Below are 26,062 nucleotides of genomic sequence, written 5' to 3'. Positions count from 1 at the left end.
GTGGTTCGGTGAGCTCCTGGATCCGCCGGCGGGATCACAACGTCTTCGCCAACGGCTTCGTCCTGCTGGTCTGCGGCCTGATCACCGGCGTGGTCGTGGCGGCTGCCGCGTTCCCGTTCGCCGCGATGTCGGGGCTCACCCTGCGCGCCGGGGAGTCCGCGTTCGCCAGCCTGCCCAGTGAGCTCAAGGCGTTCAAGTCGCCGCAGATCTCCCGGGTCTACGCGGCCGACAACAAGACCCAGCTCACCCAGTTCTACGACGAGTTCCGCAGCGACGTGCCGCTCAACGACATCTCCACGTTCATGCGCGACGCGATGGTGGCGGCCGAGGACCGCGAGTTCTACCGGCACAACGGCGTCGACCTGCGGGGCGTGGCGCGGGCACTCGTCAACAACAAGCAGGGCGGCGCGAAACAGGGCGCCTCGACGATCACGATGCAGTGGGTGCGGATGTCGCTGGCCTATTCCGCGACCAGCCCGAGTGACGTCATCGAGGCCACCAAGGACACGCCGAAACGCAAGGTCACCGAAATGAAGTACGCGCTGGAGCTGGAGAAACAGCTCACCAAGGACCAGATCCTCGAGCGCTACCTCAACATCGTGCCGTTCGGCAAGCAGACCTACGGGATCTTCGCGGCCAGCCGGGTCTACTTCAACAAACGGCCCAAGGACCTGACCCTCGGCCAGGCCGCGATGCTCGCCGGCATCGTGCGGGCACCGTCCGGTTACGACCCGACCACCCCCGAGGGTCACGAGGAGATCGAGCAGCGGCGCAACGCCTACGTGCTGCCCGGCATGGTGGAGATGGGCGCCATCACCCAGGCACAGGCCGACAAGGCGATCAAGGAGCCGATCCCGCGCGAGGTGCGGCCGGTCAGCAACGGGTGCGTCTCGGTGGCGAAGAACAACTGGGGCTTCTTCTGCGACTATTTCTACCGGTGGTGGATGGGCCGGGAGGAGTTCGGACCCACGCCGTACGATCGGGAGCGTCGCCTGAAGAGCGGTGGTTACCGGATCACCACCACGCTGGATGTCAAGGCGCAGCAGAAAGCCCGCTCGCGGATTTCCGACCTCATCTCCGAGAAGAACAAGAACGCCCTGCTGCTGGCCGCGGTCCAGCCCGGCACCGGGAAGGTGCGGTTGCTCGCGGCGAACCGCAAATACAAGCTGGACGACCCGGAGAAACCGCAGAACAAGATCTCCTCCGACCCGCGCAAGGCACGCAACGGCGTCCGCGGTTCGTACCCGAACACCACGAACCCGCTACTCACCGGCGGTGGGGACATCACCGGCTATCAGGCCGGCTCGGTCATGAAGATCTTCACCCTGATCGCGGCGCTGGAGAAGAACTACCCGCTCGCCTACACGATCAAGGCCGAGAAGCGGTACCAGTCGAAGTACATCATCGACCGGGGGAACCGGTCCGCCTGCGAAGGCACCCACTATTGGTGCCCGAGCAATTCCGGCGGCGGCGGTGAAGGCGTCTACAACATGTGGACCGGGTTCGGCAGATCCATCAACACGTACTTCGTACCCCTGGAAGAACGGGTCGGCGCGGAGAACGTGGTCGCCGTCGCGAAACGGTTCGGCATCCAGTTCCGGGACTCCTCGGACGCCGAACTCGCCAAGCCCGGCAACGCGCACCAGTGGGGCGCCTTCACCCTGGGCGTCTCCGCGACCACCCCGCTGGACATGGCTAACGCCTACGCCACCCTGGCCGCCGACGGCATGCACTGCCCGCCCACCCCGATCGAGCAGATCATCACCCGGGAGGGCCAGAAACTCGACGTCGGCCGCTCGCATTGCATCCGCGCTACCGACGAGAACGTGGCCCGTGCCGCCGTCGACGCGGCCCGCTGCCCGGTCGGCGACTCGTCGTTGCTGGGCCGCTGCAACGGCAGCACCGCCCGGGACACCCGCTGGGCGGTCGGCCACCCCGTCTTCGGCAAGACCGGCACCACCGACCGGGACCGGACCGCCTCCCTGGTCGCCGGGACGACCAGCCTGGTGGTGGCCGGTTACCTGGTGAACCCGGACTACCAGAACCACCGGGACCGGCTCCGCCACGAACAGGTCAACCCGGCGGTGTACCGGACGCTCGCCGACTACATGGACGGCCGGGAACGGGTCCAGTTCAAACGACCCGAGAACCGCCGGATCGCGTACGGTGACCGCCGCTCCATCCCCGACGTCGAGTGCGACCCGCTGAACCGGGCCCGCAACCGTCTCGAACGGGCCGGCTTCTCCGTGGACATCGGCCGCGAGGTCGACTCGACGTGCCCGGCGGGAACGGCGGCCGGCACCGACCCGAGCGGCCGCACCGTCAAGAACGGCGTCGTCGTCATCCAGGTGAGCAGCGGCCGCGGCGGCGAACCGGCGACTCCGGGGGCTCCGGGCGCGCCGCCGTCACGGCCGCCGGGTGACCGGCCACCCCGGTGATCGCCGAGGCCGCCGCGGGGGCCTTCGCCGGCGGCCGGCCGGGCGGCTTTGGCCCCGACCGGCCAGATCGGTGGCGGCGGCTGGGGACGGGGCGGCCGAGCCGGTACAGTCGGCGGCTCTGACCAGCCACCGGAACAGGACCCTTTGACCATTCGACTGCACCACGGACCGGCGGGCACGACCTGCGTCACCGTTACCGGGGAGATCGACCTCGACACCGCGGACGACCTGCACACCGCGTTGCGTTCGGCCTCCGGGCGGGCCGGTACCCGTACCGTCGTGGTGGACTTCGCCGACGTGACGTTCTGCGACTCCTCGGGGGTCGCGGTCCTCGACGAGGCCTACGGCACCGCCCTCGATCGCCGCATCGACCTGCGGCTGGTGAACCCGCAACCGGCCGTCCGCAGAGTCCTGGAGATCCTCGGCATGGACCGGCTGTACGCGGGTTCATGATCCGTCACAGCGGGTAAAAGCCTGGTCGTGCCCGACCACGATGAGCTCACTCCCCGTCAGCGCACGTCCGCCGCGATGCACGACACCGCCGAACGGCTGGAACGGGTGGAGGCCCGCATGCATCGCAGCGCGGAGGAGTCGCCGGACCTGCTGACGACGGCTCGGCTGCACGCCCGGGCCGACGCTGTCACCGCGGAAGCGAAGAAGATCGACGACCGGGCCGATCACATGGACGAGACCGAGCCGGCTTCCTGACGGCGCCGGCCCGGCTCAGCCGGTGCCACTCAGACGCTGCCGCTGCCGCTCAGACCGTGCCGCTCAGACCGTGCCGCTCAGACCGTGCCGGATGATCTTGCAGCGCCGGCTCGCGCTTCGTGCGGGGCCTTGTGTCGCGGGGTCGCGGTGGGCGGCGGGAGGACGGACATCGGGGTGATTCCCCGGCGGCGGGCACGCAGGCACAGGTCGGCGACCGCGCCGTGCGCACCGAACCGGGCGTCGGCGCCGCCGAGCCGCTCCAGCAGGGCGCGCCGGATCAGCAACACCGGCGGCGGGCGCCGGTGAGGCCGGCGACCGAGACCGTACGCGACGGCATCGCGCAACGCCGGCCGCGTCACCGGGCCGGTGTAGAGGCCAGCCTCGGGGAACCGGGCGGCCAGGGCGCGCAACGTATCGACCTGACCGGAACCGATCACCACGAGATCGTCCGGAGACCCGGCACCGCCCAAACCGGCAGCGCCCAACCCGGCAGCGCCCGGAGACCCGGCACCGCCCAACCCGGCGGCGCCCGGAGACCCGGCGGCGCCCAACCCGGCAGCGTCCGCCCGGGCGCCGCTCGCCCGTACACCGTCAGCCCGGGCCCATCGCCGGCGCCGGCGCATCCGGCTCGTTGCCTGCACCCAGACGAAGGCCGGGATGTGCCGCCACAATCCGGGCTCGGCGAGCACCGCCCGCGCGTTCCGCCCGCCGCCCGCCGCCGGTGACGCCGAGGCGCCCAGCTCGGCGTTGCCGCGCCGCCAGCGTGCCAGCACCCGGCTCAGTTCGGCGCCGGACGGCAGGACCAGCAGGAAGCCGGCGTCCTCGACGACCCGGCGCTCGTCCGGGGCGAACAGCGACCGCACGAACGCGTCGTCGGCGACCACATCCGGGAAGTCGCCCCACCGTCTGCGGCCCTCGGCGTCGACCGCGTAGCACCCGCCGCCGATCACGTCGCCGGCCACCGCCGGCAGCCGCGACCAGACGGTGGCGAAACTCCTCGTCACCGGGTCGGCCGGACGCACCAGGACCGGGCGCGGACCGGCCAGCACCGGGCCGCCGGCCGCGGTCATCGCCGCCAGCAGCGCACGGGTCGTGCCGGGGGTGATCACCGTGTCCGCGTCGAGGTACACGACCGGGCAGTCCCGCAGGTGCTCGCCGGCCGCGTTGAGTGCCGCCGGCTTGGACGCGACGGGCAGTTCCAGCACCGTCACGCCCGGCACGGCGCGGGCGATGTCCGCGGTGGCGTCGTCGCACCCGTTCGCCACCACGACGATCCGGGCGTCGAGGTCGCGCACGTCCGCGACGACCGCGGCCAGGCAGGTGCCGATCAGGGCCTGCTCGTTGTGGGCGGGGATCACGAGGTCGACGCGCCGGCCCACCTCAGTCACCGTGCGCCCGGCCCGGTGTCAGCCGGCCGGCGGCGTGCACGGCGAGGAAGACGGCGGCGGCGGGCGGGTTCGACAGCAGCGATCGTACGATCCCCCGGTGGCGGATGTGGTCGTCCGGGTAGGGCGGCCGCGCCGCGAGGCCGACGAGTTCCCGGTTCCCGCGGTGGTAACGGCGTCGCGCCCGCACCAGGTCCGCCGGGCCGTCGGGGGCCACGACCTCGTACCACTCGGCCGCGAGCACCCGGCGTTCCTCCGGGGCGAAATGCCACCGCACCCACTTGTCGTCGGAGTGCAGGTCGGGCACCTCGTCCCAGCGGGAGCGGCCTTCGGCGGACACCGCGTACACCCCGCAGGTCGCCGGCGAGCGCCGCACGTACGGCAGATCCCGCCAGATCCGGAAGTAGGCCCGGGTCACCGCGCTGCGGGCCGGCGCCAGCCGCATCCCGGGCGCGGCGAAATGAATCCCGGTGCCGGGGGCCAGAACCGTCAGCAGTGTCGCGACCGCCCCGGGCGAGAGCGCGGCGTCCTGGTCGAGGTAGAGCCGGGCCCCGGCCGGCAGCAGGCGGTCGGCGGTCCGCAGCGCGGCGGAACGCCCCTGCGGGGTGCGCACCACCCGGCACGTCAGACCGGCGTCCCGCAGCGCCGGCGCTAGCTCGGCGGCCCGGTCGTAACTGTCGGCGCGCGCGTCGTTCACGGCCACGACGACGTGCACGTCACGTGTCACGGTCTGCCCGGCCAGCGAGGTCATGCTGCGGCTGAGCAGCGCCGAACCCCGGTGCGTCGGGATCACCACTCCCAAACTGGACACGGTCCCCCTCCGGTCCTCGGTCAGGAACTGCATCGTCCCACTGTGGAGGGTGGCCGGATATTGGCGAAGTGGTCGGCATCGATGTCCGAGCGTAGGACTCCGGCGGCCGGCGTGCGCCGCTGTGGCATCGTGCCGGAGGTGCCGTACCCGTGGATGCTCTGGATCCTGCCCGGCGCCGTCGTGCTGCTGTGGGTCCGATCCTGGTGGCGCACCCTCGAGTACCGGCTCTGGTTCGCCCTGATGGCACCGATCACAGCGTTCGGCGGCGTCGTGCTCGCGCTGGTGCTGACCCTCATGCAGAGCCGCGCCGCCGCGCGGGCCTGTGCGGGGAGCGACTGCCACGGCGTGCACGGGTTCACCGGCGCCATGGACGATCAGCCCGGTCTCCTCGACCTCCTCGGCAGCGGCGCGGCGCTGTCCCTGATCGTGGCCCTTCCCCTCACCGTCGTCACCTCGGTGGTGGAGCTGGTGCGGTTCGTGCGCCGGTACGAGCGGGAGGCCAAGGCGTCCGCCGACTCCTGACCCGGGTCACGTCAGACGGCGGCCAGCTGGTTGCGGCCGGATCGCTTGGCCAGGTAGAGGTGGGCGTCGGCACGGTCGTACAGGTCGCGGCCCGGCTCGCCGGCCTGGCAGGCGGCCAGACCCATGCTGAGGGTGACCGTCAGGCCGGGCACGATCGTGTTCCAGTCGCGGGCCTCGATGACCCGGCGGATGCGCTCGGCGACCTGCCGGGCCTCGTCCGGGCCGGTGTTCAGGAACAGGGCGAACTCGTCGCCGCCGAAGCGGATCGCCACCTCGTCGTGCCGGCAGTGTGAGCGCAGCACGGCCGCGATCTCGCCCAGCACCCGGTCGCCGACGCCGTGCGAGTACCGGTCGTTGATCTCCTTGAAGTGATCCACGTCGATGAGCAGCAGCGAGCCCCCGGCCGCGACCGCCTCGATGCGGCGGTCGAACATCCGCCGATTGCCCAGCCCGGTGAGCGCGTCCGAGGTGGCGGCCAGGTCCGCTGTCGTCCGCGCCGCCTCGAGCTCGACCCGGCGGTACGCCTGGCGCAGCATCGTGCGCCGGTCCAGCCGCAGCTGCCACAGCGCCTCGACGTGGCCGCGCAGCGACTCCAGCACCGCCTGGGTGACCTCGCCCGGGAACTCGTGCACCGCGGTGATCGCCAGTTCGTACTGGAAGAGCAGCCGCTGCGACCGCAGGACCGCGAGTTCCAGGCCGGCCCGGAACTCGCGGCGGGCCTCCCGCCAGTGACCGCCGGCGCGCAGGGCCAGGCCGTGCGCCAGGTGCAGCAGGCGGGCCTCGTGGTGCTGGCCCGACGCCCGCATCCGGGGCAGCAGCTCGCCGACCGCGGTGAACGCCTCCGCGGTCCGCCCGGACTTGGCGTGGCAGACCGCGAGCAGTGCCGCACCGACCGGGGAGTCGAGGCCCTGGCCGAGCCAGAACTGCAGCACCGTCACGCTTCGGTCGATGAGGACGGCGGCCTCCTCGGTGCGGCCGACCTGTTCCAGCCGCAGCGCCCACTCCAGCCACAGCTCGGTGTGCGTCAGTTCGGCGGCGGAGCGGTACAGGTCGTCCGGTGACTCGAACGACTCCACGGCCCGGCGCATGGCACTGTCGGCGAGTTCGAACAGCTCGGCGCCGCGGGCGGCGTCCGCCAGGGACGCCATGGCGGAGAAATACCGCGGCCCCTTGCGCGGCGCCACCTCGAGCAGGGCCATCGCCCGGGCGACGTGGTGGAGGCCGTCGTCGATGCGCCCGAGGTGGATGAGCACCCCGGCGACATCCGCCATGATCTTGGCATCGGTGGCTTTCGGGCCGCCCAGCACCGGTTGCTCGGCGATCAGGTCCTCGGCGATGCGCAGGGACTCGTCGAGCCGGCCGAGGGCGTTCAGCGCGTACATCCGGCCCAGCCGGCTGATCCGGTGGGTGCGGTGGTCGCCGAGCATCAGTGCGATCGCCTCGGCCCGGTCCGCCGCGAGCAGCGTCTCCGTGTGGTGACCGCGAATGGTCAGATCGTGCACGTGCAGCGCGAGATCAGCGAAAGGGCCGTACGGTGAGACGAGCACCGGCAGTCGGTTCATCGGCGAGCCCCGTATCCCATGGCCTTATGGTCGGCCGGAACGGGCCCGATGTGAGATGTCCGGCCGCATCGGGCCGGATCACCAGGTCCGCGGGGACCCGATCCGGGCGGCTCTTGTCAAGCAGCGGGCCGCAAGAACGGGAAAAGCCGCGCGCAGGGAGAATCATCCGGCCCGAGACATTGTCAGTCATCGCTGCGTTTGCCATCCTCCCTGGAGACGCTGACAGTGACGGTCACCGATCGGTTCGCGCTGGGCGGCGCACCCTGGGAGGGGCGATGGTCTCGTGAACCGCAGACGTCGGCAGATCTTCATCGGAGCACTGATCGGCACGCTTGTCGCCACCAGCGGCGTGGTGGGGGTGCATCTGGCCGGCGCCACCGTCCCGGCGTCACCGGCCGCCGCGGCCGGTGACGGCGAACTGCCGGGGGCGATGGGCGCCCACCTGGCCCGGCTGCGCCAGGCCGCACCCAACGGCGGCGTGCTCGACACCCCGGGGGCGCTCGGGCAGGGCGAGTTCGACGAGCGGGCGTACCCGGCCGACACCATCTCGGTCGCCCAGGTGGACCGGTCCCGGTCGGCGTTCGCCGCCGCGGACGGGCGCGCCGCGCCGCGGAACCGCTCGGCGCAGGGGCGCTGGACGAACGTGGGCCCCAGCGAGGCGCTCTACCCGTTCACCGAGTTCCGCAACTCCTACAACTACGTGCCGAACGAGTACGTGGCCGGCGGCCGCACCACCTCCATCGCCATCAGCCACCGGTGCGTGCCGGGGCTGTGCCGCGCCTACATCACCCCGGCCGGCGGCGGCGTCTGGGCCACCCTGGACGTCCTGGCCGCGAAGCCCAAGTGGCTCTACCTGGGCGGCCCGCTGGGCATCAACGCGGCCGGCGCGGTCACCATCGACCGCAACGACCCGACCGGCCTGACCATCTACGTCGGCACCGGCGAGGCGAACATCTGCGCCTCCGGCTGTGTCGCCGGCGTGGGTCTCTACCGGTCGGTGAACGGCGGGCTGACCTGGCAGGGCCCGCTCGGCAAGAAGGAACTGGCCGGCAAGGGCATCGGGGAGATCGTCGTCAAGCCCGGCGACCGCAAGACGCTGTACGTGGCGACCACGACCGCCCTGCGGGGCATGTCCAGCGTCTGCTGTTCCGGTGTCACCCGCCCGGTGCCGGACGCCGCCAAGTGGGGCCTCTACAAGTCCACCGACTCCGGTAAGAGCTGGAAGTTCGTGCACAACGGCTCGGCCGACCCGGCGCAGTGCACGGGCAGCGCCGAGGAGTTCGCGAACAACTCCACCTGCTCACCGCGCGGCGTGCGGCACCTCGAGCTGGATCCGGGCAACAGTGACATCGTGTACGCGTCGTCGTACGCCCGCGGCATCTGGCGCTCCCCCGACGCCGGCGCCACCTGGACGCAGATCAAGCCGTCCCTGGCGCCGACCGTGTTCCAGACCCGCGCCGCGTTCGACGTGACGAGGCTGCCGAACGGCAAGACCCGGATGTACGTGTACGAGGGCAACATCGGCACGCCGTACTCCCGGCTGTTCCGCAGCGACGACGTGTCCACCGGAGCGCCCGCCTATCAGGACCTGACGAGTGCCAACGTCGCCGACCCCGGTTACGCGACCTACAACCAGTGCGGCGCGCAGTGCTGGTACGACATGTTCGTGCACTCCCCGGACGGCCACCCCGACGTGGTCTACACCGGCGGGTCCTACGTGTACGGCGAGACGATCGCCAACAAACGCGCCGTGGTCCTCTCCACCGACGCCGGCGTGAGCGGCACCGACATGACCTTCGACGGCACCGACGAACTACACCCGAACGGCCTGCACCCGGACCAGCACGACATCGTCGTCAACCCGCGCAACCCGTACCAGTTCTTCGAGGCCAACGACGGCGGCGTGATGCGCTCCAGCGGCCGCTTCGTCGACCGCTCGGCGTGGTGCGACGACCCGCAACGGGCACTCACCGCACCGCAGCTCGCCCGGTGCCGGCAGATGCTGTCCCGGATCCCGTCGAAGCTGGAGGCCGTCAACGAGGGACTGTCGACGCTGCAGTTCATGAGCCTGTCGGTGAGCCCGCACGACAGCAACCTGTTGCAGGGCGGCACCCAGGACAACGGCACGTGGGAGAACAAGGGCCAGCGGCGGCGCTGGCTGAACACGATCATCGGTGACGGCGGGCAGTCCGGGTTCGACGTGGCCCGTCCCGAGTTCCGGTTCCACACCTACACCGGCGTCCAGATCGAGGTGAACTTCGACAACGGCGACACCGGCGACTGGATCTACGTCGGCGAACCGATCGACGCGCAGCCGGGCACGCAGTTCTACGCGCCGGTGATCAGCGATCCGAAGGTCAGCGGGACGATGTTCGCCGGCACCGGGCTCAGCGTCTACCGGACGAAGACGTTCGGCCTGGGCGACCGGTCCCTGGCCGAGGCGAACCGGATCTGCAACGGGTGGACCGGCACCTTCGAGGAGCAGTGCGGCGACTGGGAGCAGCTGGGCCCGACCGCGCTCACCGACGCCGTCTGGGGTGACAAGGCCGGCGGCGCGATGGCCGCGATCGAGCGCTCACCGGCGGACACGTCCACCGCGTGGGCGGCCACCACCACCGGGCGGGTGTTCGTCTCCCGCAACGCCGACGCCGAACCGGCCTCGGCGGTGACCTGGACCCGCATCGACGACGACCGGCTGCTGCCGAACCGGTTCGTCAGCAGCATCCACCCGGACGCGACCGACCCGGGCCGGGCGTGGGTGTCGTACAGCGGCTTCAACTCGAACACGCCGGCCACGCCGGGGCACGCGTTCGAGGTGCGGGTCGCGGCGGACGGGGCGAGCACCTGGACGGACCGGTCGTCCAACCTCGGCGACCAGCCGGTGACCGATCTGGTGCGCGACGACGTCACCGGTGATCTCTACGCGGCGACCGACTTCGGCGTGCTGCGGCTGCCCAGCGGCACGTCGGCGTGGGTGAAGGCGGCCGCGGGCATGCCGAACGTCGAGGTGACCGGCCTGACCGTGGTGCCGGGCAAACGCATCCTCTATGCGGCCTCGCACGGGTTGAGCGCCTGGAAGCTGGACCTGAAGAAGTAGTGACCCGGACGACGACGATGCGGGGCCGCCGGCGCGGTCCCGCATCCTTTCCGACCCGGACGGCCCGGTGGTGGCGCACGCTCGGCGCCGCCTTCGTGGTGCTCGTCTTCGTGCCCCCGCTGCTGCTGCTCGTGTCCGGCTCGCTGACCGAGCCGGGGCAGCCGCCCCCGCCGACACCCCGGCTGGTGCCCGATCCGCTGTCGGTCGCCGGCTACCAGGAGGCCGTCCCGCTCGGTGGGCTGGTCCGCGCCACGGTCAACTCGCTGGCGGTGGCGGCGCTGGCGGTGCCGCTGAGCGTCCTGATCGCGGCCTGGGCGGGTTTCGCGCTGGCCCGTACGTCGCGGCGGGTGACCGGGGTGGTCGTGGCGGCCTCCCTGCTGGCGCTGATGGCGCCGGCCACCGCCCTGCTGCTGCCGCGGTTCGTCATCTTCCGCTGGCTGGGGCTGACCGACACCCTGGTGCCGCTCGTCGCGCCGGCCCTGCTGGGCGCCTCCCCGCTGTACGTGCTGATCTACTACCTCGCGTTCCGCGCGCTGCCGGCCGACCTCTACGACACCTGCCGGCTCGCCGACCTGACGCCGATGCGCACCTGGTGGCGGTTCGCGCTGCCGATGGTCCGGCCGGTGACGGCCGGGCTGACCGCCCTGAGCTTCATCCTGACCTGGTCCAACTTCCTCGACCCCCTGGTGTACGTCTACGACCGCGACCTTTTCACGCTGCCGCTGGCGTTGCGCTCGCTCGCCGTCCTGGACCCCACCAACTTCCCGGTCTTCCTGGCCGGTGCGGTGGTGGCCACCGTCCCCCCGGTGGTCGTGTTCGTGCTGGCCCAGCGCTGGTTCTTCCACTCCGACGACCCGACGGGACGATTCCGGTGACCACACTGCGAAAACTGGCCGCCCTGCTGCTGTGCGCCCTGCTCGCCGGCGCCGCCGGGGCCTGCGCGGACGGCGGTGGCGACGACACCGACGCGGCCGGCCCGGTGCGGCTGCTCGTCTTCGGCGCCCCCGAGGAGCTGGCCGCGTACCGCACGCTCGTCGACGCGTACGGCAAAGCCCGTCCGGGCCGGCCGGTGCAGCTGGTCGAGGCCAGCGACCGCAAGGATCTGATCGCCCGGCTGGCCACGTCGGTCGCCGGTGGCGCGCCGCCGGAGCTGTTCCTGATGAACTACCGGTTCTACGGCCAGTTCGCGGTCAAGGACGCGATCGAGCCGCTCGACGAACGGATCGCCGCCTCGACGGTGATCGATCCGGCCGACTACTACCCGGTGGCGATGGACGCGTTCCGGTGGCAGGGACGGCAGCTGTGCCTGCCGCAGAACGTCTCCAGCCTCGCCGTCTACTACAACCGCACGCTCTTCGAGAAGTACGGCGTCGCCCTGCCCAAGGCCGGCTGGACCTGGAACGACCTGCTCACCACGGCGACCGCGATGACGCGTGACGCGCGGGGCGGGATCATCCGGGGCACCGAGAGCGAGGGCGCGGCGCAGCGGCCTGCCGTGCACGGCGTCGGCATCGAACCCTCGATCATCCGGCTGGCGCCGTTCGTCTGGTCGAACGGCGGCGAGATCGTCGACGACCCGGCCCGGCCGACCCGGCTCACCCTGGACGGCCCGGCCGCCCGGGAGGCACTGAAGAACCTGGTGGATCTGCGGCTGGCGTACGGGGTGGTGCCGACCGACGAGGAGGTCGAGTCCGAGGACGACGAGTCGCGGTTCGCCAACGGGCGGCTGGCGATGCTGCTGTCGTCCCGGCGGTCCACCACCACGTTCCGGTCCATCACCGGCTTCGAGTGGGACGTGGCGCCGCTGCCGGTCTACCGGCAGCAGGTCGGCGTGCTGCACTCCGACGCGTACTGCATGACCCGCGGTGGCAGCAACAAGCCTGCCGCGTGGAACTTCCTGGAGTACGCGATCAGCGCCGAGGGCCAGCGCATCATCGCGGCGACCGGGCGCACCGTGCCGTCGCACATCGGCGTGTCCACCAGCCCGGACTTCCTCGGGCCGGCGCAACCGCCGCGCAGCGCCAAGGTCTTCCTGGACGCCATCCCGACGGTTCGCGCGCTGCCTGCCGTCTCCACCTGGCCGGAGATCGAGGACGTCACCGGCGGCATCCTGGAGAACGCGCTGTACCGCGGCGACCGCCTGGACGACGTGATCCGGGAACTCGACGAACAGACCCGGCCCCTGTTCGCCCGGGGTGAGTATCCGCAATGATCAATGGATGACGGGGACCGGACTGGAGCTGGCCGGGGTGTCGGCCGCGTACCGGCAGGCGCCGGTGCTGCACGAACTCGACCTGCGGGTGGCCCGCGGTGAGCTGCTGGTGGTGCTCGGGCCGTCCGGCGCCGGCAAGAGCACACTGCTGCGGGTCGTCGCCGGCCTGCAACCGGCGACCACCGGCCGGGTGCTGATCGGCGGCCGCGACGTCACCGACCTGCGGCCGGGGCGGCGCAACGTGTCGATGGTCTTCCAGTCGTACGCGCTGTTCCCGCACCTCACCGCGCTCGACAACATCACCTTCGGACTGGAGGTGCGCGACGTGCCCCGGGCCGCGGCCCGCGAGCGGGCGGTCACGGCCGCCACCGCGGTCGGCTGCGCCCACCTGCTCGACCGGCGGCCGGGGCAGCTCTCCGGCGGCGAGCGGCAACGGGTCGCGCTGGCCCGTGCCATGGTCCGCGAACCCGACCTGTTCCTGCTCGACGAACCGCTGTCCAACCTCGACGTGGAGCTGCGGACCGAGACGCGCGGCGAACTGAAGGCACTGCACGCCCGGCTCGGCGTCACCACCGTGCACGTCACCCACGACCAGACCGAGGCGCTGGTGCTGGCCGACCGGCTCGCGGTGCTGCGGGACGGGCGGCTGGAGCAACTGGGCACGCCGGACGAGATCTGGCGCACCCCGGCCACCCTGTTCGTGGCCCGGTTCGTCGGTTCCCCGGCGATGAACGTGGTGCCGGCGGGCGGGCCGCTCACTCCGGAGGGCATACCGGCGGACCTGCCGCCCGACCGGCAGCTCGGCTTCCGGCCCGAGGCGGTCCGGCTGGGCGGCACCGGTACGGCGGCGGTCGTCGAGCGGGTCGACGTGGTGGGCGAGGACGCGTACGCGTACCTGCGTCCCGACGGCGGCCCGGTGCTCACCGCCCGGGTGCCGGCGAACTCCCGCCCCGCCGCCGGCACGACGGTCCGGGTCGCGGTCGGCTGGGCCGACGTGCACGTCTTCGACGCCGCCGGCCGGCGGGTGGCCGGCCGGTGAGGCCCGACCGGGGGCACCGGCAGCTGGCGGTGCTGCTGGCCCCGTACCTCGTGGGTCTGATCGTGCTGGTCCTGGCGCCGTTCGCGGTGACGCTCGCGCTGGCCTTCACCGAGTACGACCTGATCCGCCCGCCGCGGTGGACCGGCACCGCCAATCTCACCGCCCTGACCGCCGACCCGATCTTCCGGACCGCGCTCGTCAACTCCCTGGTGTTCGGCGCCGTGGCGGTGCCGCTGCGGCTGCTCGCCGCGCTCGGCCTGGCCCTGCTGCTGCACCGCCGCGCGCCCGGGACGAGCACGGCCCGGACGGCGTCCGTGCTGCCCACCGCGGTGCCGGAGATCGCGTACGGGCTGCTCTGGCTCTGGCTGCTCAACCCGCTGTACGGTCCGATCAGCCAGGTGCTGCGGCTCGGTGGCACGAACGGGCTGACCGTGTTCGGGCGTACCCCGCCGCAGTGGCTGACCGACCCGGCCGACGCCCGCGCCGCGATCGTCCTGATGAGCCTGTTCACCATCGGCGAGATGTTCGTCATCCTGCTCGCCGCCCGGCGCGCGCTGCCGCCCGACGTCTACGAGCTCGCCGCCCTGGAGGACGCGACCGCCTGGGACGTGCTGCGCCGGATCACGCTGCCGCTGATCGCCCCGGTCCTCGGCCTGCTGCTGATCCGCGACGCCATCGGCAGCCTGCAGTTCTCGTTCGTGCCGGCGCTCGTCGTCACCGACGGGGGCCCGCCGCCGTACGCGACCACGTACATCCCGCTGTTCGCCTACCGCAACGCGTTCGAGTACCTGCGGTACGGCTACGCCGCGGCCGCGACCCTGGTCATGCTGCTGCTGACGGTCGCCGCCGTGGCACTGCAGTGGCGGCTGCTGCGCCGGTACGGTCGTTTTCACAGTCAGTGACACACGGGAGCCGCACGACCGCGGCGGCCGTCCAACCCGGTATGGAGACGGTGACCGCCATGCGCGCCCTGACGATCCTGCTGTTCGCCGTCGCCGCCCTCGCGCCGCTGGCCGCCTGCGGCTCGGAGCCGCCGACATCGGCCACGCCCTCCGGGTCGACCCCGGCCGCGGAGGCCGGCACCCCGGCGCCGCCCGGTCCCGGTGAGCTGCCGGGTGGGCTGCCGCACGGGGACCGGACGCTGACCGGCGTGGTCGAACAGGCCGGTGGTTGCACGCTCCTGCTGGTCGGCGAGCGCCGGTGGAGCCTGACCGGAACGCCCGCCGAGACCCTGACCGCCGGCGCCCGCGTCACGGTCACCGGTCAGGTCACCACGGCCGCCGCGGACTGTGCCGGGCCGGACGTGGTGCGAGCCCTGGTCGTCCGCCGGGTGACGCCGGGCTGATCCACCCGCCGGCGACGCCCACGCCCGTCACACCGGGTGTCCTCGCGGGACGTGGTGCTGCAGGGTGGAGATCAGGGCCAGGGTGGACTCGGCGCCCTGGTTCAGGTTGGGCCCGCGCGGCGTCAGCCCGTCGTACCCGCCCCCGGTCGCCGGATCCCACATCTCCTGACCCGCGTCGTTGTCACCGAGGAACCACCCGGCGGCCCGCCGCAGGCCGAGGTGCCAGACCTCGTCGCCGGTGACGGCGGCGGCGGTGGCGCAGGCGTCCGCCAGGGCTGCCACCTCGATCGGCTGCTGGTCGTGCCGCAGCCGGGGGCGGCCACGCTGCCAGCCCACGGCCGGCAGGACCGAGAGGTGACCGCCACTGACCTGGATGTCCAGCAGCCACGTCAGCATCCGCAGGCCGGACAGCAGCATCAACGGATCACCGAGCAGGTCACCGGCCGCGATGACGGCCTCGGCGAGCGCGGCGTTGGCGTACGTGAGCCGATCGTGCGGCCACGACCAGCACGGGTCGTCGTCCGGCGTCCCGATGGCCGCGGCGGCGTCGGCCAGCAGCGCGGCGGCCGCCTCGTTGCCGGGCTCCGCGCGCAGCAGTTCGGCGGCACCGAGCGCGGCGAACGCCATGGCCCGCGGCGCGGCGGACCGGCAGGAGGCACCCCGGGTGAAGGCGAGGAGCGCCTCCTGCCGGACCCACGGTGCCGGGCACCGGGCGGCAGCGGTGCCCAGCCCCCAGATGGCACGTCCCCACCAGTCCCCCAGGCCGGGCTGATCGGTCCAGACCCGGTCGAACCCCAGCCGGTTGTGGAAGGCGCCGTCGGCGTCCTGGGCGTGGGTGAGAAAGCTCAGATAGCGCTCCGTCAGCCGGGTCACCTCGGCCGGCGGGTCCGGTTCGCGGCAGGTCACCACCAGGCCCCGGCCACGTCGTCGGTGCAGTATCCGTGCTCGCGGCGGGCGGTGGCGTGCCGGGCATGTTCGAAGAGGCCGGTGTCGTCGGTGAGCCGCACCAGATGCGCGAACGTGGGCGCGGGGACGGCCCGGCCGGGCCTCGCCGTCATGACCGCCCGGACGGTCACGTGCTGACCCCGGCGACCGGACGGGCCCGGGCGGCGACAAGCGTGGCGGCGAGTTCGTGGTAGCGCCGGGCGACGACCGGCCACCGCGGCGCCGGCTCGGCGTGCCCGCTGCGTTCCCGCAGGGCGGCGGCGAAACCGGGTTTGGTGAGGATCCGCCGCACGGCGGTGGCCAGGGCGGCCGGGTTCTTGTGCGGGACGAGCAGGCCCGGCCCGTCGGTGAGCAGTTCCACCGCGTGCGGGAACGCGGTCGCGACGACCGGGATCCGCGCCGCCACCGCCTCGACCAGCACACCGGAGCTGACCTGCTCGGTGGAGTCGTACGGCAGCACGACGACATCCGCGGAGCGGACCAGCCCGCCCAGCGCCGCCTCGTCGAGATACGCCGACTCGTACCGCACGTGGTGCGCGACCCCCAGGTCCGCGCCGAGCCGGTGCAGACCCGCCCGGTACGCCTCGCCGTGCAGTTCCAGGACCTTGGGATGGGTGCGGCCGGCCACCGTGTAGACCGGCATCGGATCGAGGCTCCGCAGCCGGGCCAGGCCACGCAACGCCCACTCGATGCCCTTGCCCGGCCCCAGCAGGCCCCAGGTGAGCAGGTGCGGCCGCTCGTACCGGCGGTCCGGTGCGCCCGCGTAGTCGGAGGCGCCGTGCGGGATCACCGAGATCTTCGTGGCGTCGACGGCATAGCCCGCCAGCAGCCGGTCCCGGGCCGCCCGGGAGATGACCACGACCGCGCCGGCGGCCGCCACCACCTGCTCCAGCAGCGACTTCTGCCGCGGGGTGGGCCGGGTCAGCACGGTGTGCAGGACGACGAGGCTCGGCACGGTGAGCCGGCGCAGCACGGACAGCACCTCGCCGCCGTCCCGGCCGGGGTAGATGCCGTACTCGTGCTGGACCACGGCGACGTCGAAGGTGTTGAGCACCTCGGCGCTGTCCCGCCAGCCGGCCGGGTCCGCGGCCGTCCAGGTGTGCACCACGCCGGGTGCCGGTCGGAAGTCGTCACCGGCCGCGGCGACCCGCACGATGCCGCCCGGGGTGCCGGTCCGGTCGAGCTGACCGGCGAGGGCGGCGTTGAACGTCGCCAGGCCGCAGCGGGTCGGCGGATGAGTACTGAGAAATCCGTACCTGATGGTCATGTGCGGTGCCTTCCGGTCGTGGTCCGGGCCGCAGGGGACGCGGCGGCTGACCTCACGCGGGTACGGCGTCGGCCGGCCGGCGTGTGTGGCGGCATCGGCCGGCGCTGTGCGGAGCCGGCCGTGCCGAGGGAACGGATCGTGCGACGGGCGGCGCGTCAGTCTGCGGACCCGCTGATGAGCCGTTCGTACACGGCCAGGTAGTCGGCGACCATCCGGGGAGCGCCGAACCGCTTGCGGGCCTGTTCCCGGCAGCCCGTCCGGCTGATCCGGCGGATCGCGCCCACCGCCGCGACGGCCTGGTCGACGCCGCGCACCAGGTAGCCCGTGACACCCTCGTCGACGATCTCCGGCAGGGAGCCGCGCGGATAGGCGATCACCGGCGTGCCGCACACCATGGATTCCACGACGGACAGGCCGAACGGCTCCGCGAAGTCGATCGGGTGCAGCAGGGCCTCCGCGCGCCCGAGGATCTCGGCGCGGCGTTCCGGACCCACCGCGCCGAGGAACACCACCCGATCGCCGTCGATGTGCGGCGCCACCCGCTCGGTGAAGTACGACTCGTCCTGGACGATGCCGCAGATGGTGAGCGGCCGCCCGGCCCGCCGGGCGATCTCGATCGCCGTGTGGGTGCCCTTGTCCGGGTGGATCCGGCCGAAACTGACAAGCCCCGGGCCGGCCGCCGGGGTGAACGGCAGCCCGCCGACGTCCACACCGTGGTGCACCGTCGCCACGTAGTCGAGGTGCGGGCTGCGATCGGCGTCGGAGATGGACACGAACGCCGAACCGCTCGCCCGGTAGGCGGGCAGGATCGCCGGGCTGGAGAACCCGTGCACGGTCGTGACAAGCGGCGCCCGGCAGTGGTCCGCGAAGGCGAGCGGGAGCCAGTCGAGGTGGTTGTGCACGATGTCGAACTCACCGGACCGGGCCAGCGCGTGCGAGACGTGCATCGCCTCGGCGACCCGGCCGTCCGTGGACGGGTCGTCCGCGTACCCGTGCGGCAGCACGCCGTCGAGCGCGGCCTTGGTGATCGAGTCCAGGGTGGCGAACAGCGTCACGTCGACGCCGGCGGACACGAGGCCTTCCGCGAGCAGACCGGTGACCTGCTCCCAGGGGCCGTACGCGCGTGGCGGGGTCCGCCACGCCACCGGCCCCAGCAGGGCGACTCTCATGCCGAGTCGGCTTCGGTCAAATCGCTCGGCTCGAGGTTGAGCATGGCCAGCAGACCGCCGTGCCGCTGCGGGTCGATGTTCTCGGGGAGTTCCCGGTCGACGAATTCGGCCCGCATGTGCTGGCCACGCTCGCGGAGTACGGCGATGACAACTGTCTTGGAAATAGTCATGTCTGCCCTCTCAGGCTCACTCGCAGGAAGGCACGCAGCCGCCGGAGTCTGGAGCGACAGGCCCAGACTACGCCAGTCACCGCGCGCGTTCCGACGCGCGTACCGCCTCCCGCCCGTTCAGCCGGACCGGCCGCCGCGGCCGTCGCCCTCCGCCGCGAGATCGTTCTCGTCCGCGGAATCCGCCACCGTGCGTTCGTTCTCGTCCGCGGAATCCGCCACCGCGCGATCGTCCTTGGTGGAAAGGCCACCCCCGGCCGCGAGGTCGGCCGGTCGGCCGGTGGTGCTGGTCGCCGTCAGCGCGGCGGCGAAAAGCACCATCTGGTTGACCGCGCTGAGGAAGACCAGCAGGCCCACCGAGCCCGCGACGAAGTGATATGTCGGATTGGCCTCGGTGGCCCGCACGTACAGCCGGCCCGCCGTCTTGAGCAGTTCCAGGCCGACCGCGACCAGCAACGCCGGCCCCAGGACCCGGCGCAGCGGCATCCGCACGCGGGGCAGGCCGGTCAGCATGCCGGCGGCCAGCGCCGTGTTGACACCCAGACCGATCAGCAGCCCGGCCGTGGCCAGCAGCCACCGCGCGGACGTGCCGTCGGTGTCCGCCGCGTCGACGAACCGGTTCGCGGCGATGTTGGTGACGAACGCGACCGAGAGCGTCGCCGCCAGCAGGATCCCCAGGCCGGCGAGCACGACGAGGTCGAGGAGCACCCGCACGGCGAGGCGGCCCGGGTATTCCGGCAGGTGCCAGATCTTGCGGATCGACGACCGCAGCACGTCCACCCAGAACCAGCCCGAGATCGGCAGGCCGACGAACGCGATCAGGCCGATGGTGTTGCGGGCGTCGAGCAGCACCCGCACGTCGACGTGCGGCACGTTCTCCGCCGCGTACCGTTCCACCGCGTCCAGCACGGCCGGGTCGCCGAGGACGAAGCCGAAGATCGCGATACCCAGCAGGCCCAGCGAGAACGTGGCGAAGAACGAGTAGTACGTCACCGCGGCGGCGAGCCGGCCACCGTCGGCCTCGTCGTACCGGCGCCCGGCCCGGACCAGGTGGTCCAGCCAGCCGGCCCGGCGGCGCAGCCGGCGCCAGACGCTCCGCGCCCGGGAGTCGCCGGCCGCCGTGCGGGCCTTCCCGTCCGGCACGAGGCTCTACCGCGCGGTGGTCACCGCGGGGGCCCGGTCGGCCGGTTCGACGGCGAACGGGTTCAGGGACCGCTCACCGGCGCCGTGCCACTCACCGGTCGTCGACTCCGCGGGCTCCTCCGTGCCGGCGGGCGCCCGGAAGAGGACCGCGGGAACGCTGCTGTCGAGTGCCATACGTGAGTTCCGTTCCTTGGTGGACGTCGGTGCGGCACAGCATTACCCGGACGATCGCCGGCCATGCACCACCGCTCGGGCAGTGTTGGTGGCTCAGGCGATGTGGACGGCCCGGGCCGCGGCGGGCGCCGGTTCCGCCGGGACCGCGAACGGGTGGCGCAGCCGGCGCATCGCCGCGGCGCTGCCGTCGACGGGTGCCTCCGGACGCTCCTGCTGGACCCCGGGCCGCGCGGGCGGCGCCAGGAACAGGGTGGCGTGGTCGTGGTTAGGCGTCATTCAAGATCCTTCAATGTTTGTTCGGGTATTACCGCCCTCGGAAGGCGATCCGGGCGCTGTCCGCCTGTACGGTTGCCGCGTGATGGTTCAGCAGCACTGGTGGAACGGCAGCAACACGGCGCGATTCCGGCGCGATGTCTACATTCGCAGCGACGGCTCCCAATGGGACGTCCTGGTCCAGATCGGCGGGACGTCGGGGCGCTATCGCGTGCAGGAGTGCCCGGGGCGCGGGTCCGCACTGATCGTTGCCGATGCGTGGCGCGGCTCGGGCAGTGGCTGGCGGGAGCTGGAGCCTCAGCCGCAGGCCGCTCCAGCCTGACTTCGCATGCGAGTCGCGGCGGGCATGCCGTCGCGGCAACATCTACGGAATCACCGTTACAACACGTTGACCGTAGCATGATGCGCCCGAGGGCCGGACCGGCCCGCCCCAGCGGGATCTACTGAGGTCACCGCCGGGTTTCGGGTGCCGGCGGCCGGGACACCGGTCGCCGCTGTGGCGTAGTGTCACTACTACAAGTCGAACCATCGGACATGCTGCTGCCCTGGCCCTCGGCGGTTACCCGAGTCAGGGGGAGGTGCAGCCGGTGAACAGCCAAGCCCGCCCGATGACAGCCGGCGCCGTGCGACCGGCCGCCCGATGAGCGTCATGGATGAGCGTCTCCTTCAGGTGACCCGCCTGGTCGCGGAGGAACCGGCCCGGCACGGCGACGGCGGCGGCGTCCCCGGACTGCTGCGCCGCCTGTGCAAGGCCGCGGAACGCGCCCTGTCCGCCTCCGGTGTCGGGGTCAGTGTGATAGCCGAGGACGGCATGCGCGGCGTGGCCGCGGTGTCCGAGCCGGCCTGCGAACCGATCGAGGAGCTTCAGTTCGAGCTCGGCGAGGGTCCCTGCCTGGATGCGTTCGCCACGGGTTCGCCGGTGCTGGTGCCCGACCTCACCGACGGCGCGGTGGGCCGCTGGCCGGTCTACACGCCGGCGCTGCACGAGTACGGCATGCGGGCGGTGTTCGCGTTCCCGCTGCAGATCGGCGCCGCTCGCCTGGGCGCCCTCGACGTCTTCCGGATCGAGCGGGGCTCCCTGTCGGCCGGCGAGTTCCGCGACGCGCTGACGTTCGCCGACGTGGCGGTCACGACGCTGCTCGACGGTCAGGCGGACGCCACGCCGGGTGAGGTGGCCGACGGGCTGGACGAGGTGTTGGGTCAGCGGGCCGAGTTGTTCCAGGCACAGGGGATGGTGGCAGTGCAATTGGGTATATCGCTGACCGACGCGTTGGCGCAGCTGAGGGCGCATGCGTACGCCGAGGGCAGGCCCCTGGGAAATGTGGCGCGCGACGTGGTGGCGCGTAGAATTTCGTTCGGGTCCGGCCGGCCGTGACCGCCATCGGCAGGTCTTCGTCAGAGGGGCGGTAAACCGCTGTGACCACCGTTTCCGCCGAGCGGCTCGCGACATTGTTCGTCGAGGTCGCCGACACGCTCGTGGACGAGTTCGACGTGGTCGAGTTCCTCCAGATGCTCACCCAGCACGTGGCCGGGCTGTTCGACACCGGTGAGGTCGGGCTGATGCTCGCCGATCACCGTGGCCGGCTGACCTTCATGGCCGCGTCCGACGAGAGCGCCCGGATCCTGGATCTGTTCCAGCTGCAGCACGACGACGGGCCGTGCCTGGACGCCTTCCGCACCGCCCGGCCGGTCACCAATGTGAACCTGGCCGCGGCGGCGGACACGTGGCCCCAGTTCGCACCCCGCGCCACGCAGGCCGGCTTCGCGTCGGTGCACGCCTTCCCGCTGCGCCTGCGCAAGGAGGTGATCGGGGCGATGGGCGTGTTCGGCAGCGCCACCGAGCTGAGCGGCACGGACACCTCGATCGTGCAGTCGCTGGCGGACGTCGCCGTGATCGGCCTCCTGCAGGAACGCGCCATCCGGCGCGGCGAGGTGCTCACCGGGCAACTGCAGGGCGCGCTGAACAGCCGCATCGTCATCGAGCAGGCGAAAGGCGTCGTCGCGCAGGCACACGGGCTGAGCCCGGACGCGGCGTTCACCCTGATCCGCGACTTCGCCCGCAAGAACAACCGGCGGCTCAGCGACGTGGCGGCCACGATCGTCACCCGCCTGCCCGACCTGCCGGACCTGTCCGCCAACTGAGCGCCGCGCCTCACCGGCGGCCTTCCAGCCCCGCCGCGAGCAGGCGCGGCCTTCCAGCCCCGCCGCGAGCAGGCGCGGCCTTCCAGCCCCGCCGCGAGCAGGCGTGGCCTTTCAGCTCCGCCGGAAGTGCCGGAAGTGACCGACCGCCCGGCGCAGCAGGGCCGGCCACCTCCAGTTCCGCATAGCTGGGTCGCGGGCCGGGCCGGAGGCCGTCGGCGGGCGTCCCGCGGGCGAGCTCGGCCAGGCGCCGCCGCACGATACCGACGATCCAGCTCCGGACGTCGGCCCCGGCGTCGTGGTGGCAGCCCGCGAGGTACCACACCTCGAGGTAACTGGCCGCGAGCACCTCGCCGGCCGGGACCGGGGGTCGCGCGGCGGCGATCAGCTTGCCGGCCGGGACCGGAGCCTGCGCGGCGGCGATCAGCTCGGCGCGGGCCGCCGGCAAGGTGCGGTCGACGAGCACGGCGAACGCGGCCGCGCTGCCACGGGATATCAACCGGGCGAGAGTGGAGTCGTCGGCGTGGCCGAGATCGGCGGCCGGGTCCGGCCGGGCCGATACTTGTGACAGGTCGCGCATGAGGGCTCCGGGGCCGCAAGAAATCTGCGCCGCCGGGGTCTGGAGCGACACGCTCGATGTCATCGAGCCGAGCACACCACGCTATGGCGCTCCGGCCCCCCGGGGCCATCATGTCCCCCGAACGAGACCCCGCTCCGCGCGCAGCGGCGCGCCGACCTCGTGCAGGTGGCGCAGCGCCTGCCGGTACGACTCGATCAGGCTCGTCTCCGCGTAGGGAACGCCGGCCCGCTCGCAGTACGCCCGGACGATCGGTTGCGCCCGCCGCAGGTTCGGCGTGGGCATCGCCGGGAACAGGTGGTGCTCGATCTGGTAGTTCAGCCCGCCCAGCGCCATGTCGACGATCGGTCCCCCGGTGACGTTGCGGGAGGTCACCACCTGTTTGCGCAGGTAGTCCTCGTCGCCGGCGGGGTGCGGCATGCCCTTGTGGTTCGGCGCGAACGTCATGCCGAGGTACACCCCGAAGACCGCCTGGTGCACGAGGAAGAACACGAGGGCCCGCACCGGCGACAGCACCACGAGCAGCGCTGCCGCGTAGACGACGAAGTGCAGGGCCATCAGCCCCGCCTCCAGCCCGCGGTGCTTGACACCCGGACGCCACAGCGCCTTGATGCTGGAGATGCGCAGGTCGATGCTGAGCAGAGTGAGCAGGGGGAAGAACAGCCCGGCCTGGTGACGGCTGATGAAACCCTTGATCCCGCGACGGCCCCACGCCGACTCGGTGGCCCAGATCAGCACCTCCGGCCGTACATCGGGGTCCAGATCGTCGTGGTTGGGGTTGTTGTGGTGGCGGGTGTGCTTCTCCATCCACCAGCCGTAACTCATGCCGACCACGACGTTCGCCGCGATCCGGCCCGCCACGGAACTGGGTCTCTTGGTCCGGAAGACCTGCCGGTGCGCGATGTCGTGGGCCAGCAGGGCCGCCTGGGAGAAGATCACCCCGAGCAGCACGGCCACCGCGAGGGTCCACCAGGACGAGCCGACCAGGAAGAACACCGCCCAGCCACCGGCGAACAGGGCGGTCACGACGCTCATCCGCACGGCGTAGTAGGCGGGCCGCCGCTCGAGCAGCCCGGCGTCGATGATCTGGCGGTTCAGTGCGGCGAAATCACTGCCGGCCGCTCGTTGCCGCCGGGTGACAGATGCGCTCATGGCGCGACTCCTAGGGGGATTGCTTGCCGCGCACGAGGGGGCCGGGCGGGCGGAAGGGGGCTCGAGGACGAGGCCGCGGAGTCTGGACGGCCGCCGTGTCGTCGTCGGGGTCACCGTCGGGCGGCGACTCCGATATCCGAAGGCTACCCGGCCGGTCGGGGCGGGTAAACAATTCGCGGGCCCGCCGGCGCATCGTTCGTGGTTGATCTCCCGCGCGCCGGGCGCCGGCTTCAGAATGACCCGGCGAGCCCGCGACGGGCCCGTTGCCCTGGACCCCGGCATCGAGACTCCCCCTGGGAGGAATCGTGCCCGGTGCTGCTGGCGCATCAACGCTCACGGTCGCCGACCCGCCAGCCTCCTCGCCGGCCTCCGCACCGGACGACATCCTGGCCGCGATGGCCGCGCTCCCCCACGGGCACCCCGCGCGGCCGGCACTGCGCGCCCGGGCCATCGAGGCGTGGCTGCCGATGGCCGGCCGGCTCGCCTCCCGGTACCGCCGTCGCGGCGAACCCGACGACGACCTCGTGCAGGCCGCCACCGTGGGTTTGATCAAGGCGGTGGACAGGTTCGACCCGGAGCGGGGCATCGACTTCGCCGGGTACGCGATCCCGACCGTCATCGGCGAGCTGAAACGCTACTTCCGCGACACGACCTGGGCCGTCCGGGTGCCACGCCGGCTCCAGGACCGGTATTTCCTGGTCACCGCGGCCACCCGGGAGTTGACCCAGCAGCTCGGCCGGCCGCCGTCCGCGGCCGAGATCGCCGGGCACCTGGGCGTCGCCGAGGAACAGGTGCGCGAAGGTTTCGAGGGCGCCCGCGTCCACACCGCGCTGCTGCTGTCCACACCGATCGGGCACGGCGGCCGGCGCCTGCTGGGTGACACCCTGGGCGGCGCCGACCACGGGTACGACCTGGTCGAGGCACGGGCCGCCCTGCAGCGGGCGATGACCGTTCTCGACCACCAGGAGCGGACGATCCTGATCCTGCGGTTCTACGGCAACCAGAGTCAGGCCGAGATCGGCAGCCGGGTCGGGATGTCGCAGATGCAGGTGTCGCGGGTGATCGCCCGGTCACTGCGCCGGCTACGTCAGGAGATCCGCCCGGACGACGGCCACCCGGAGTCCGGCCACCCGGCGCACCGGCCCGGCCGCCGCGACAGCGCATCGCGACGACCGGCGGTGACTCAGCACCGCGGTAGAGGGCAAGTACCCTGAAGCCGTGGGCGAGCTTTCTGAGCACATGGATTCGGATATGGCCCGACCGCCGGTGGGTTACCTCCCCTACGGCGAGCGAAAGCCGTATGTCGTGGCTGACTCGCTCGCCGCGTTGAAGGGGCCGACCTGTGGCGTGGTTTCTCTGCCACGTCATCTCGACTGGTCAGGCCGCGCAGAATATGACCTGAGCAGACCCGCTCGCCTGGTCGGCATGTACAAGGTGGTGCTCAGCGAGGCGGGCAGCGTCGAGGATCTGTGCGCCTGGCTCGACGGTGGCCTGCTTCTCCAACTGTGGCCCTCCCTGTGGTTGCCGCCGCAGCTGCGGCGGCGCTGGGAAGAGCGTTTTCCGGAGCTCGCCGCCGCCCGTCCGGTTGCCGCGTAGGTGGATCCGTTTCACGAACGGCTCGCTCGGGCTCGGGCTTGAGGCCGCCGGACGGTACGGTTTCGCTCTTGCCGGTGGGTACGCGGTCCAGGCGGCTCGGCGTTACGACACCTTCGCGCCGGTGAAGATCTCCTTCGTCTTGCGGAGCGGGCCGATTCCGGCTTCGACCGGCGCATCTTCGCCGCAGCCCTCGGACAGGCCAGCCTGCTGGACCCGGCGGATTTCGCCCAGTACGGCATCGCCGACCGGGACCTCGACGAGATGCTGACCCGCTTCGCCGCGTGGCGTCACGATCTACTCACCGAGTCATCGCCGGAATAGCCGCGCGGCGGGCCTGCGGG

The 26,062-nt window shown here is 72.2% G+C and carries 29 protein-coding genes; 15 read left to right on the top strand and 14 right to left on the bottom strand.

Annotated elements, in window-relative coordinates:
* Positions 1-8 precede the first annotated feature (8 nt).
* The 3 genes from LPA41_RS33235 (at position 9) to LPA41_RS33225 (ending at position 3,146) form a co-directional block, all read left to right on the top strand.
* Positions 9-2,438, top strand: a complete 2,430-nt coding sequence (locus LPA41_RS33235) for a transglycosylase domain-containing protein (RefSeq protein WP_229075077.1) — start codon at positions 9-11, stop codon at positions 2,436-2,438.
* A 144-nt stretch (positions 2,439-2,582) separates the two neighbouring features.
* Positions 2,583-2,891 carry an STAS domain-containing protein gene (locus LPA41_RS33230; protein ID WP_229075076.1) on the top strand — a complete coding sequence of 103 codons (309 nt, stop codon included), beginning with the start codon at positions 2,583-2,585 and terminating at the stop codon, positions 2,889-2,891.
* A gap of 27 nt (positions 2,892-2,918) precedes the next feature.
* A complete protein-coding gene (locus LPA41_RS33225) occupies positions 2,919-3,146 on the top strand; it encodes a hypothetical protein (protein ID WP_229075075.1) in 228 nt (75 codons plus the stop codon).
* Positions 3,147-3,223: 77 nt separating this feature from the next.
* Here the strand turns inward: LPA41_RS33225 and LPA41_RS33220 are convergent, their stop codons facing one another.
* Positions 3,224-4,525, bottom strand: coding sequence for a glycosyltransferase (locus LPA41_RS33220; protein ID WP_229075074.1), 1,302 nt, complete (start codon positions 4,523-4,525; stop codon positions 3,224-3,226).
* A gap of 1 nt (position 4,526) precedes the next feature.
* Positions 4,527-5,375 carry a glycosyltransferase family 2 protein gene (locus LPA41_RS33215; protein WP_229075073.1) on the bottom strand — a complete coding sequence of 283 codons (849 nt, stop codon included), beginning with the start codon at positions 5,373-5,375 and terminating at the stop codon, positions 4,527-4,529.
* A gap of 48 nt (positions 5,376-5,423) precedes the next feature.
* On the opposite strand from LPA41_RS33215, the gene LPA41_RS33210 reads away from it, so the two are divergent.
* Complete coding sequence (locus LPA41_RS33210) at positions 5,424-5,864, top strand: hypothetical protein (RefSeq protein WP_229075072.1); 441 nt, start codon at positions 5,424-5,426, stop codon at positions 5,862-5,864.
* A gap of 11 nt (positions 5,865-5,875) precedes the next feature.
* Here LPA41_RS33210 and LPA41_RS33205 read toward each other — a convergent pair whose 3' ends face one another.
* A complete protein-coding gene (locus tag LPA41_RS33205) occupies positions 5,876-7,426 on the bottom strand; it encodes a diguanylate cyclase (protein ID WP_229075071.1) in 1,551 nt (516 codons plus the stop codon).
* 283 nt (positions 7,427-7,709) lie between these two features.
* On the opposite strand from LPA41_RS33205, the gene LPA41_RS33200 reads away from it, so the two are divergent.
* From LPA41_RS33200 to LPA41_RS33175, 6 genes are read left to right on the top strand one after another with little or no spacing between them, the layout of a single operon-like run.
* Positions 7,710-10,523, top strand: coding sequence for an exo-alpha-sialidase (locus LPA41_RS33200; protein ID WP_229075070.1), 2,814 nt, complete (start codon positions 7,710-7,712; stop codon positions 10,521-10,523).
* A gap of 17 nt (positions 10,524-10,540) precedes the next feature.
* Complete coding sequence (locus LPA41_RS33195; RefSeq protein ID WP_229075114.1) at positions 10,541-11,398, top strand: carbohydrate ABC transporter permease; 858 nt, start codon at positions 10,541-10,543, stop codon at positions 11,396-11,398.
* Positions 11,395-12,735, top strand: coding sequence for a sugar ABC transporter substrate-binding protein (locus tag LPA41_RS33190; protein ID WP_374238238.1), 1,341 nt, complete (start codon positions 11,395-11,397; stop codon positions 12,733-12,735). Before LPA41_RS33195 ends, LPA41_RS33190 begins: the two co-directional genes overlap by 4 nt.
* Before the next feature lie 7 nt (positions 12,736-12,742).
* Positions 12,743-13,774, top strand: coding sequence for an ABC transporter ATP-binding protein (locus tag LPA41_RS33185; RefSeq protein ID WP_229075069.1), 1,032 nt, complete (start codon positions 12,743-12,745; stop codon positions 13,772-13,774).
* 32 nt (positions 13,775-13,806) lie between these two features.
* Positions 13,807-14,676 carry a carbohydrate ABC transporter permease gene (locus tag LPA41_RS33180; protein WP_229075112.1) on the top strand — a complete coding sequence of 290 codons (870 nt, stop codon included), beginning with the start codon at positions 13,807-13,809 and terminating at the stop codon, positions 14,674-14,676.
* A gap of 59 nt (positions 14,677-14,735) precedes the next feature.
* A complete protein-coding gene (locus LPA41_RS33175) occupies positions 14,736-15,119 on the top strand; it encodes a hypothetical protein (RefSeq protein ID WP_229075068.1) in 384 nt (127 codons plus the stop codon).
* Between the two features lie 27 nt (positions 15,120-15,146).
* Here LPA41_RS33175 and LPA41_RS33170 read toward each other — a convergent pair whose 3' ends face one another.
* The 8 genes from LPA41_RS33170 to LPA41_RS33140 form a co-directional block, all read right to left on the bottom strand.
* Positions 15,147-16,028 (bottom strand): glycosyltransferase, encoded by an 882-nt coding sequence (locus tag LPA41_RS33170; RefSeq protein WP_306469748.1) that lies wholly within the window; start codon positions 16,026-16,028, stop codon positions 15,147-15,149.
* Positions 16,022-16,177: a hypothetical protein gene (locus tag LPA41_RS42810; RefSeq protein WP_306469746.1), complete on the bottom strand. Its 156-nt coding sequence runs from the start codon at positions 16,175-16,177 to the stop codon at positions 16,022-16,024. Before LPA41_RS42810 ends, LPA41_RS33170 begins: the two co-directional genes overlap by 7 nt.
* A 14-nt stretch (positions 16,178-16,191) precedes the next feature.
* Positions 16,192-17,331 (bottom strand): glycosyltransferase, encoded by a 1,140-nt coding sequence (locus tag LPA41_RS33165; RefSeq protein WP_229075067.1) that lies wholly within the window; start codon positions 17,329-17,331, stop codon positions 16,192-16,194.
* A 155-nt stretch (positions 17,332-17,486) separates the two neighbouring features.
* Entirely contained in the window at positions 17,487-18,500 is a 1,014-nt protein-coding gene (locus LPA41_RS33160) for a glycosyltransferase family 4 protein (protein ID WP_229075066.1), read from the bottom strand.
* Positions 18,497-18,670 carry a hypothetical protein gene (locus LPA41_RS33155; protein WP_229075065.1) on the bottom strand — a complete coding sequence of 58 codons (174 nt, stop codon included), beginning with the start codon at positions 18,668-18,670 and terminating at the stop codon, positions 18,497-18,499. Before LPA41_RS33155 ends, LPA41_RS33160 begins: the two co-directional genes overlap by 4 nt.
* A 117-nt stretch (positions 18,671-18,787) precedes the next feature.
* The gene (locus LPA41_RS33150) at positions 18,788-19,810 is read right to left on the bottom strand and encodes a YhjD/YihY/BrkB family envelope integrity protein (RefSeq protein ID WP_229075064.1); all 1,023 of its coding nucleotides are present in this window, start codon (positions 19,808-19,810) and stop codon (positions 18,788-18,790) included.
* Positions 19,811-19,816: 6 nt separating this feature from the next.
* Positions 19,817-19,984 (bottom strand): hypothetical protein, encoded by a 168-nt coding sequence (locus LPA41_RS33145; protein ID WP_229075063.1) that lies wholly within the window; start codon positions 19,982-19,984, stop codon positions 19,817-19,819.
* A 93-nt stretch (positions 19,985-20,077) separates the two neighbouring features.
* Positions 20,078-20,260 (bottom strand): hypothetical protein, encoded by a 183-nt coding sequence (locus LPA41_RS33140; RefSeq protein ID WP_229075062.1) that lies wholly within the window; start codon positions 20,258-20,260, stop codon positions 20,078-20,080.
* An 82-nt stretch (positions 20,261-20,342) separates the two neighbouring features.
* Between LPA41_RS33140 and LPA41_RS33135 the strand changes: the two genes are divergently transcribed.
* From LPA41_RS33135 to LPA41_RS33125, 3 genes are all read left to right on the top strand, one after another.
* Positions 20,343-20,579: a hypothetical protein gene (locus LPA41_RS33135; RefSeq protein WP_229075111.1), complete on the top strand. Its 237-nt coding sequence runs from the start codon at positions 20,343-20,345 to the stop codon at positions 20,577-20,579.
* Between the two features lie 327 nt (positions 20,580-20,906).
* Positions 20,907-21,632 (top strand): GAF and ANTAR domain-containing protein, encoded by a 726-nt coding sequence (locus tag LPA41_RS33130; RefSeq protein ID WP_229075061.1) that lies wholly within the window; start codon positions 20,907-20,909, stop codon positions 21,630-21,632.
* A gap of 41 nt (positions 21,633-21,673) precedes the next feature.
* Positions 21,674-22,399, top strand: a complete 726-nt coding sequence (locus LPA41_RS33125) for a GAF and ANTAR domain-containing protein (RefSeq protein ID WP_229075060.1) — start codon at positions 21,674-21,676, stop codon at positions 22,397-22,399.
* 10 nt (positions 22,400-22,409) lie between these two features.
* Here LPA41_RS33125 and LPA41_RS33120 read toward each other — a convergent pair whose 3' ends face one another.
* On the bottom strand, positions 22,410-22,976 hold the full coding sequence (locus LPA41_RS33120) for a hypothetical protein (RefSeq protein WP_229075059.1): 567 nt from the start codon (positions 22,974-22,976) through the stop codon (positions 22,410-22,412).
* A gap of 108 nt (positions 22,977-23,084) precedes the next feature.
* On the bottom strand, positions 23,085-24,125 hold the full coding sequence (locus tag LPA41_RS33115; protein WP_229075058.1) for an acyl-CoA desaturase: 1,041 nt from the start codon (positions 24,123-24,125) through the stop codon (positions 23,085-23,087).
* 305 nt (positions 24,126-24,430) lie between these two features.
* Between LPA41_RS33115 and LPA41_RS33110 the strand changes: the two genes are divergently transcribed.
* Positions 24,431-25,339 (top strand): SigB/SigF/SigG family RNA polymerase sigma factor, encoded by a 909-nt coding sequence (locus LPA41_RS33110; RefSeq protein ID WP_229075057.1) that lies wholly within the window; start codon positions 24,431-24,433, stop codon positions 25,337-25,339.
* Between the two features lie 4 nt (positions 25,340-25,343).
* A complete protein-coding gene (locus LPA41_RS33105) occupies positions 25,344-25,721 on the top strand; it encodes a hypothetical protein (RefSeq protein WP_229075056.1) in 378 nt (125 codons plus the stop codon).
* Between the two features lie 102 nt (positions 25,722-25,823).
* Here LPA41_RS33105 and LPA41_RS43395 read toward each other — a convergent pair whose 3' ends face one another.
* Entirely contained in the window at positions 25,824-26,012 is a 189-nt protein-coding gene (locus tag LPA41_RS43395; protein ID WP_229075055.1) for a hypothetical protein, read from the bottom strand.
* Positions 26,013-26,062 lie beyond the last annotated feature (50 nt).

The sequence above is a fragment of the Actinoplanes sp. DH11 genome (genome assembly GCF_020873875.1).
Lineage (GTDB): Bacteria > Actinomycetota > Actinomycetes > Mycobacteriales > Micromonosporaceae > Actinoplanes.
This window is presented reverse-complemented; position numbering and strand designations above follow the sequence as displayed.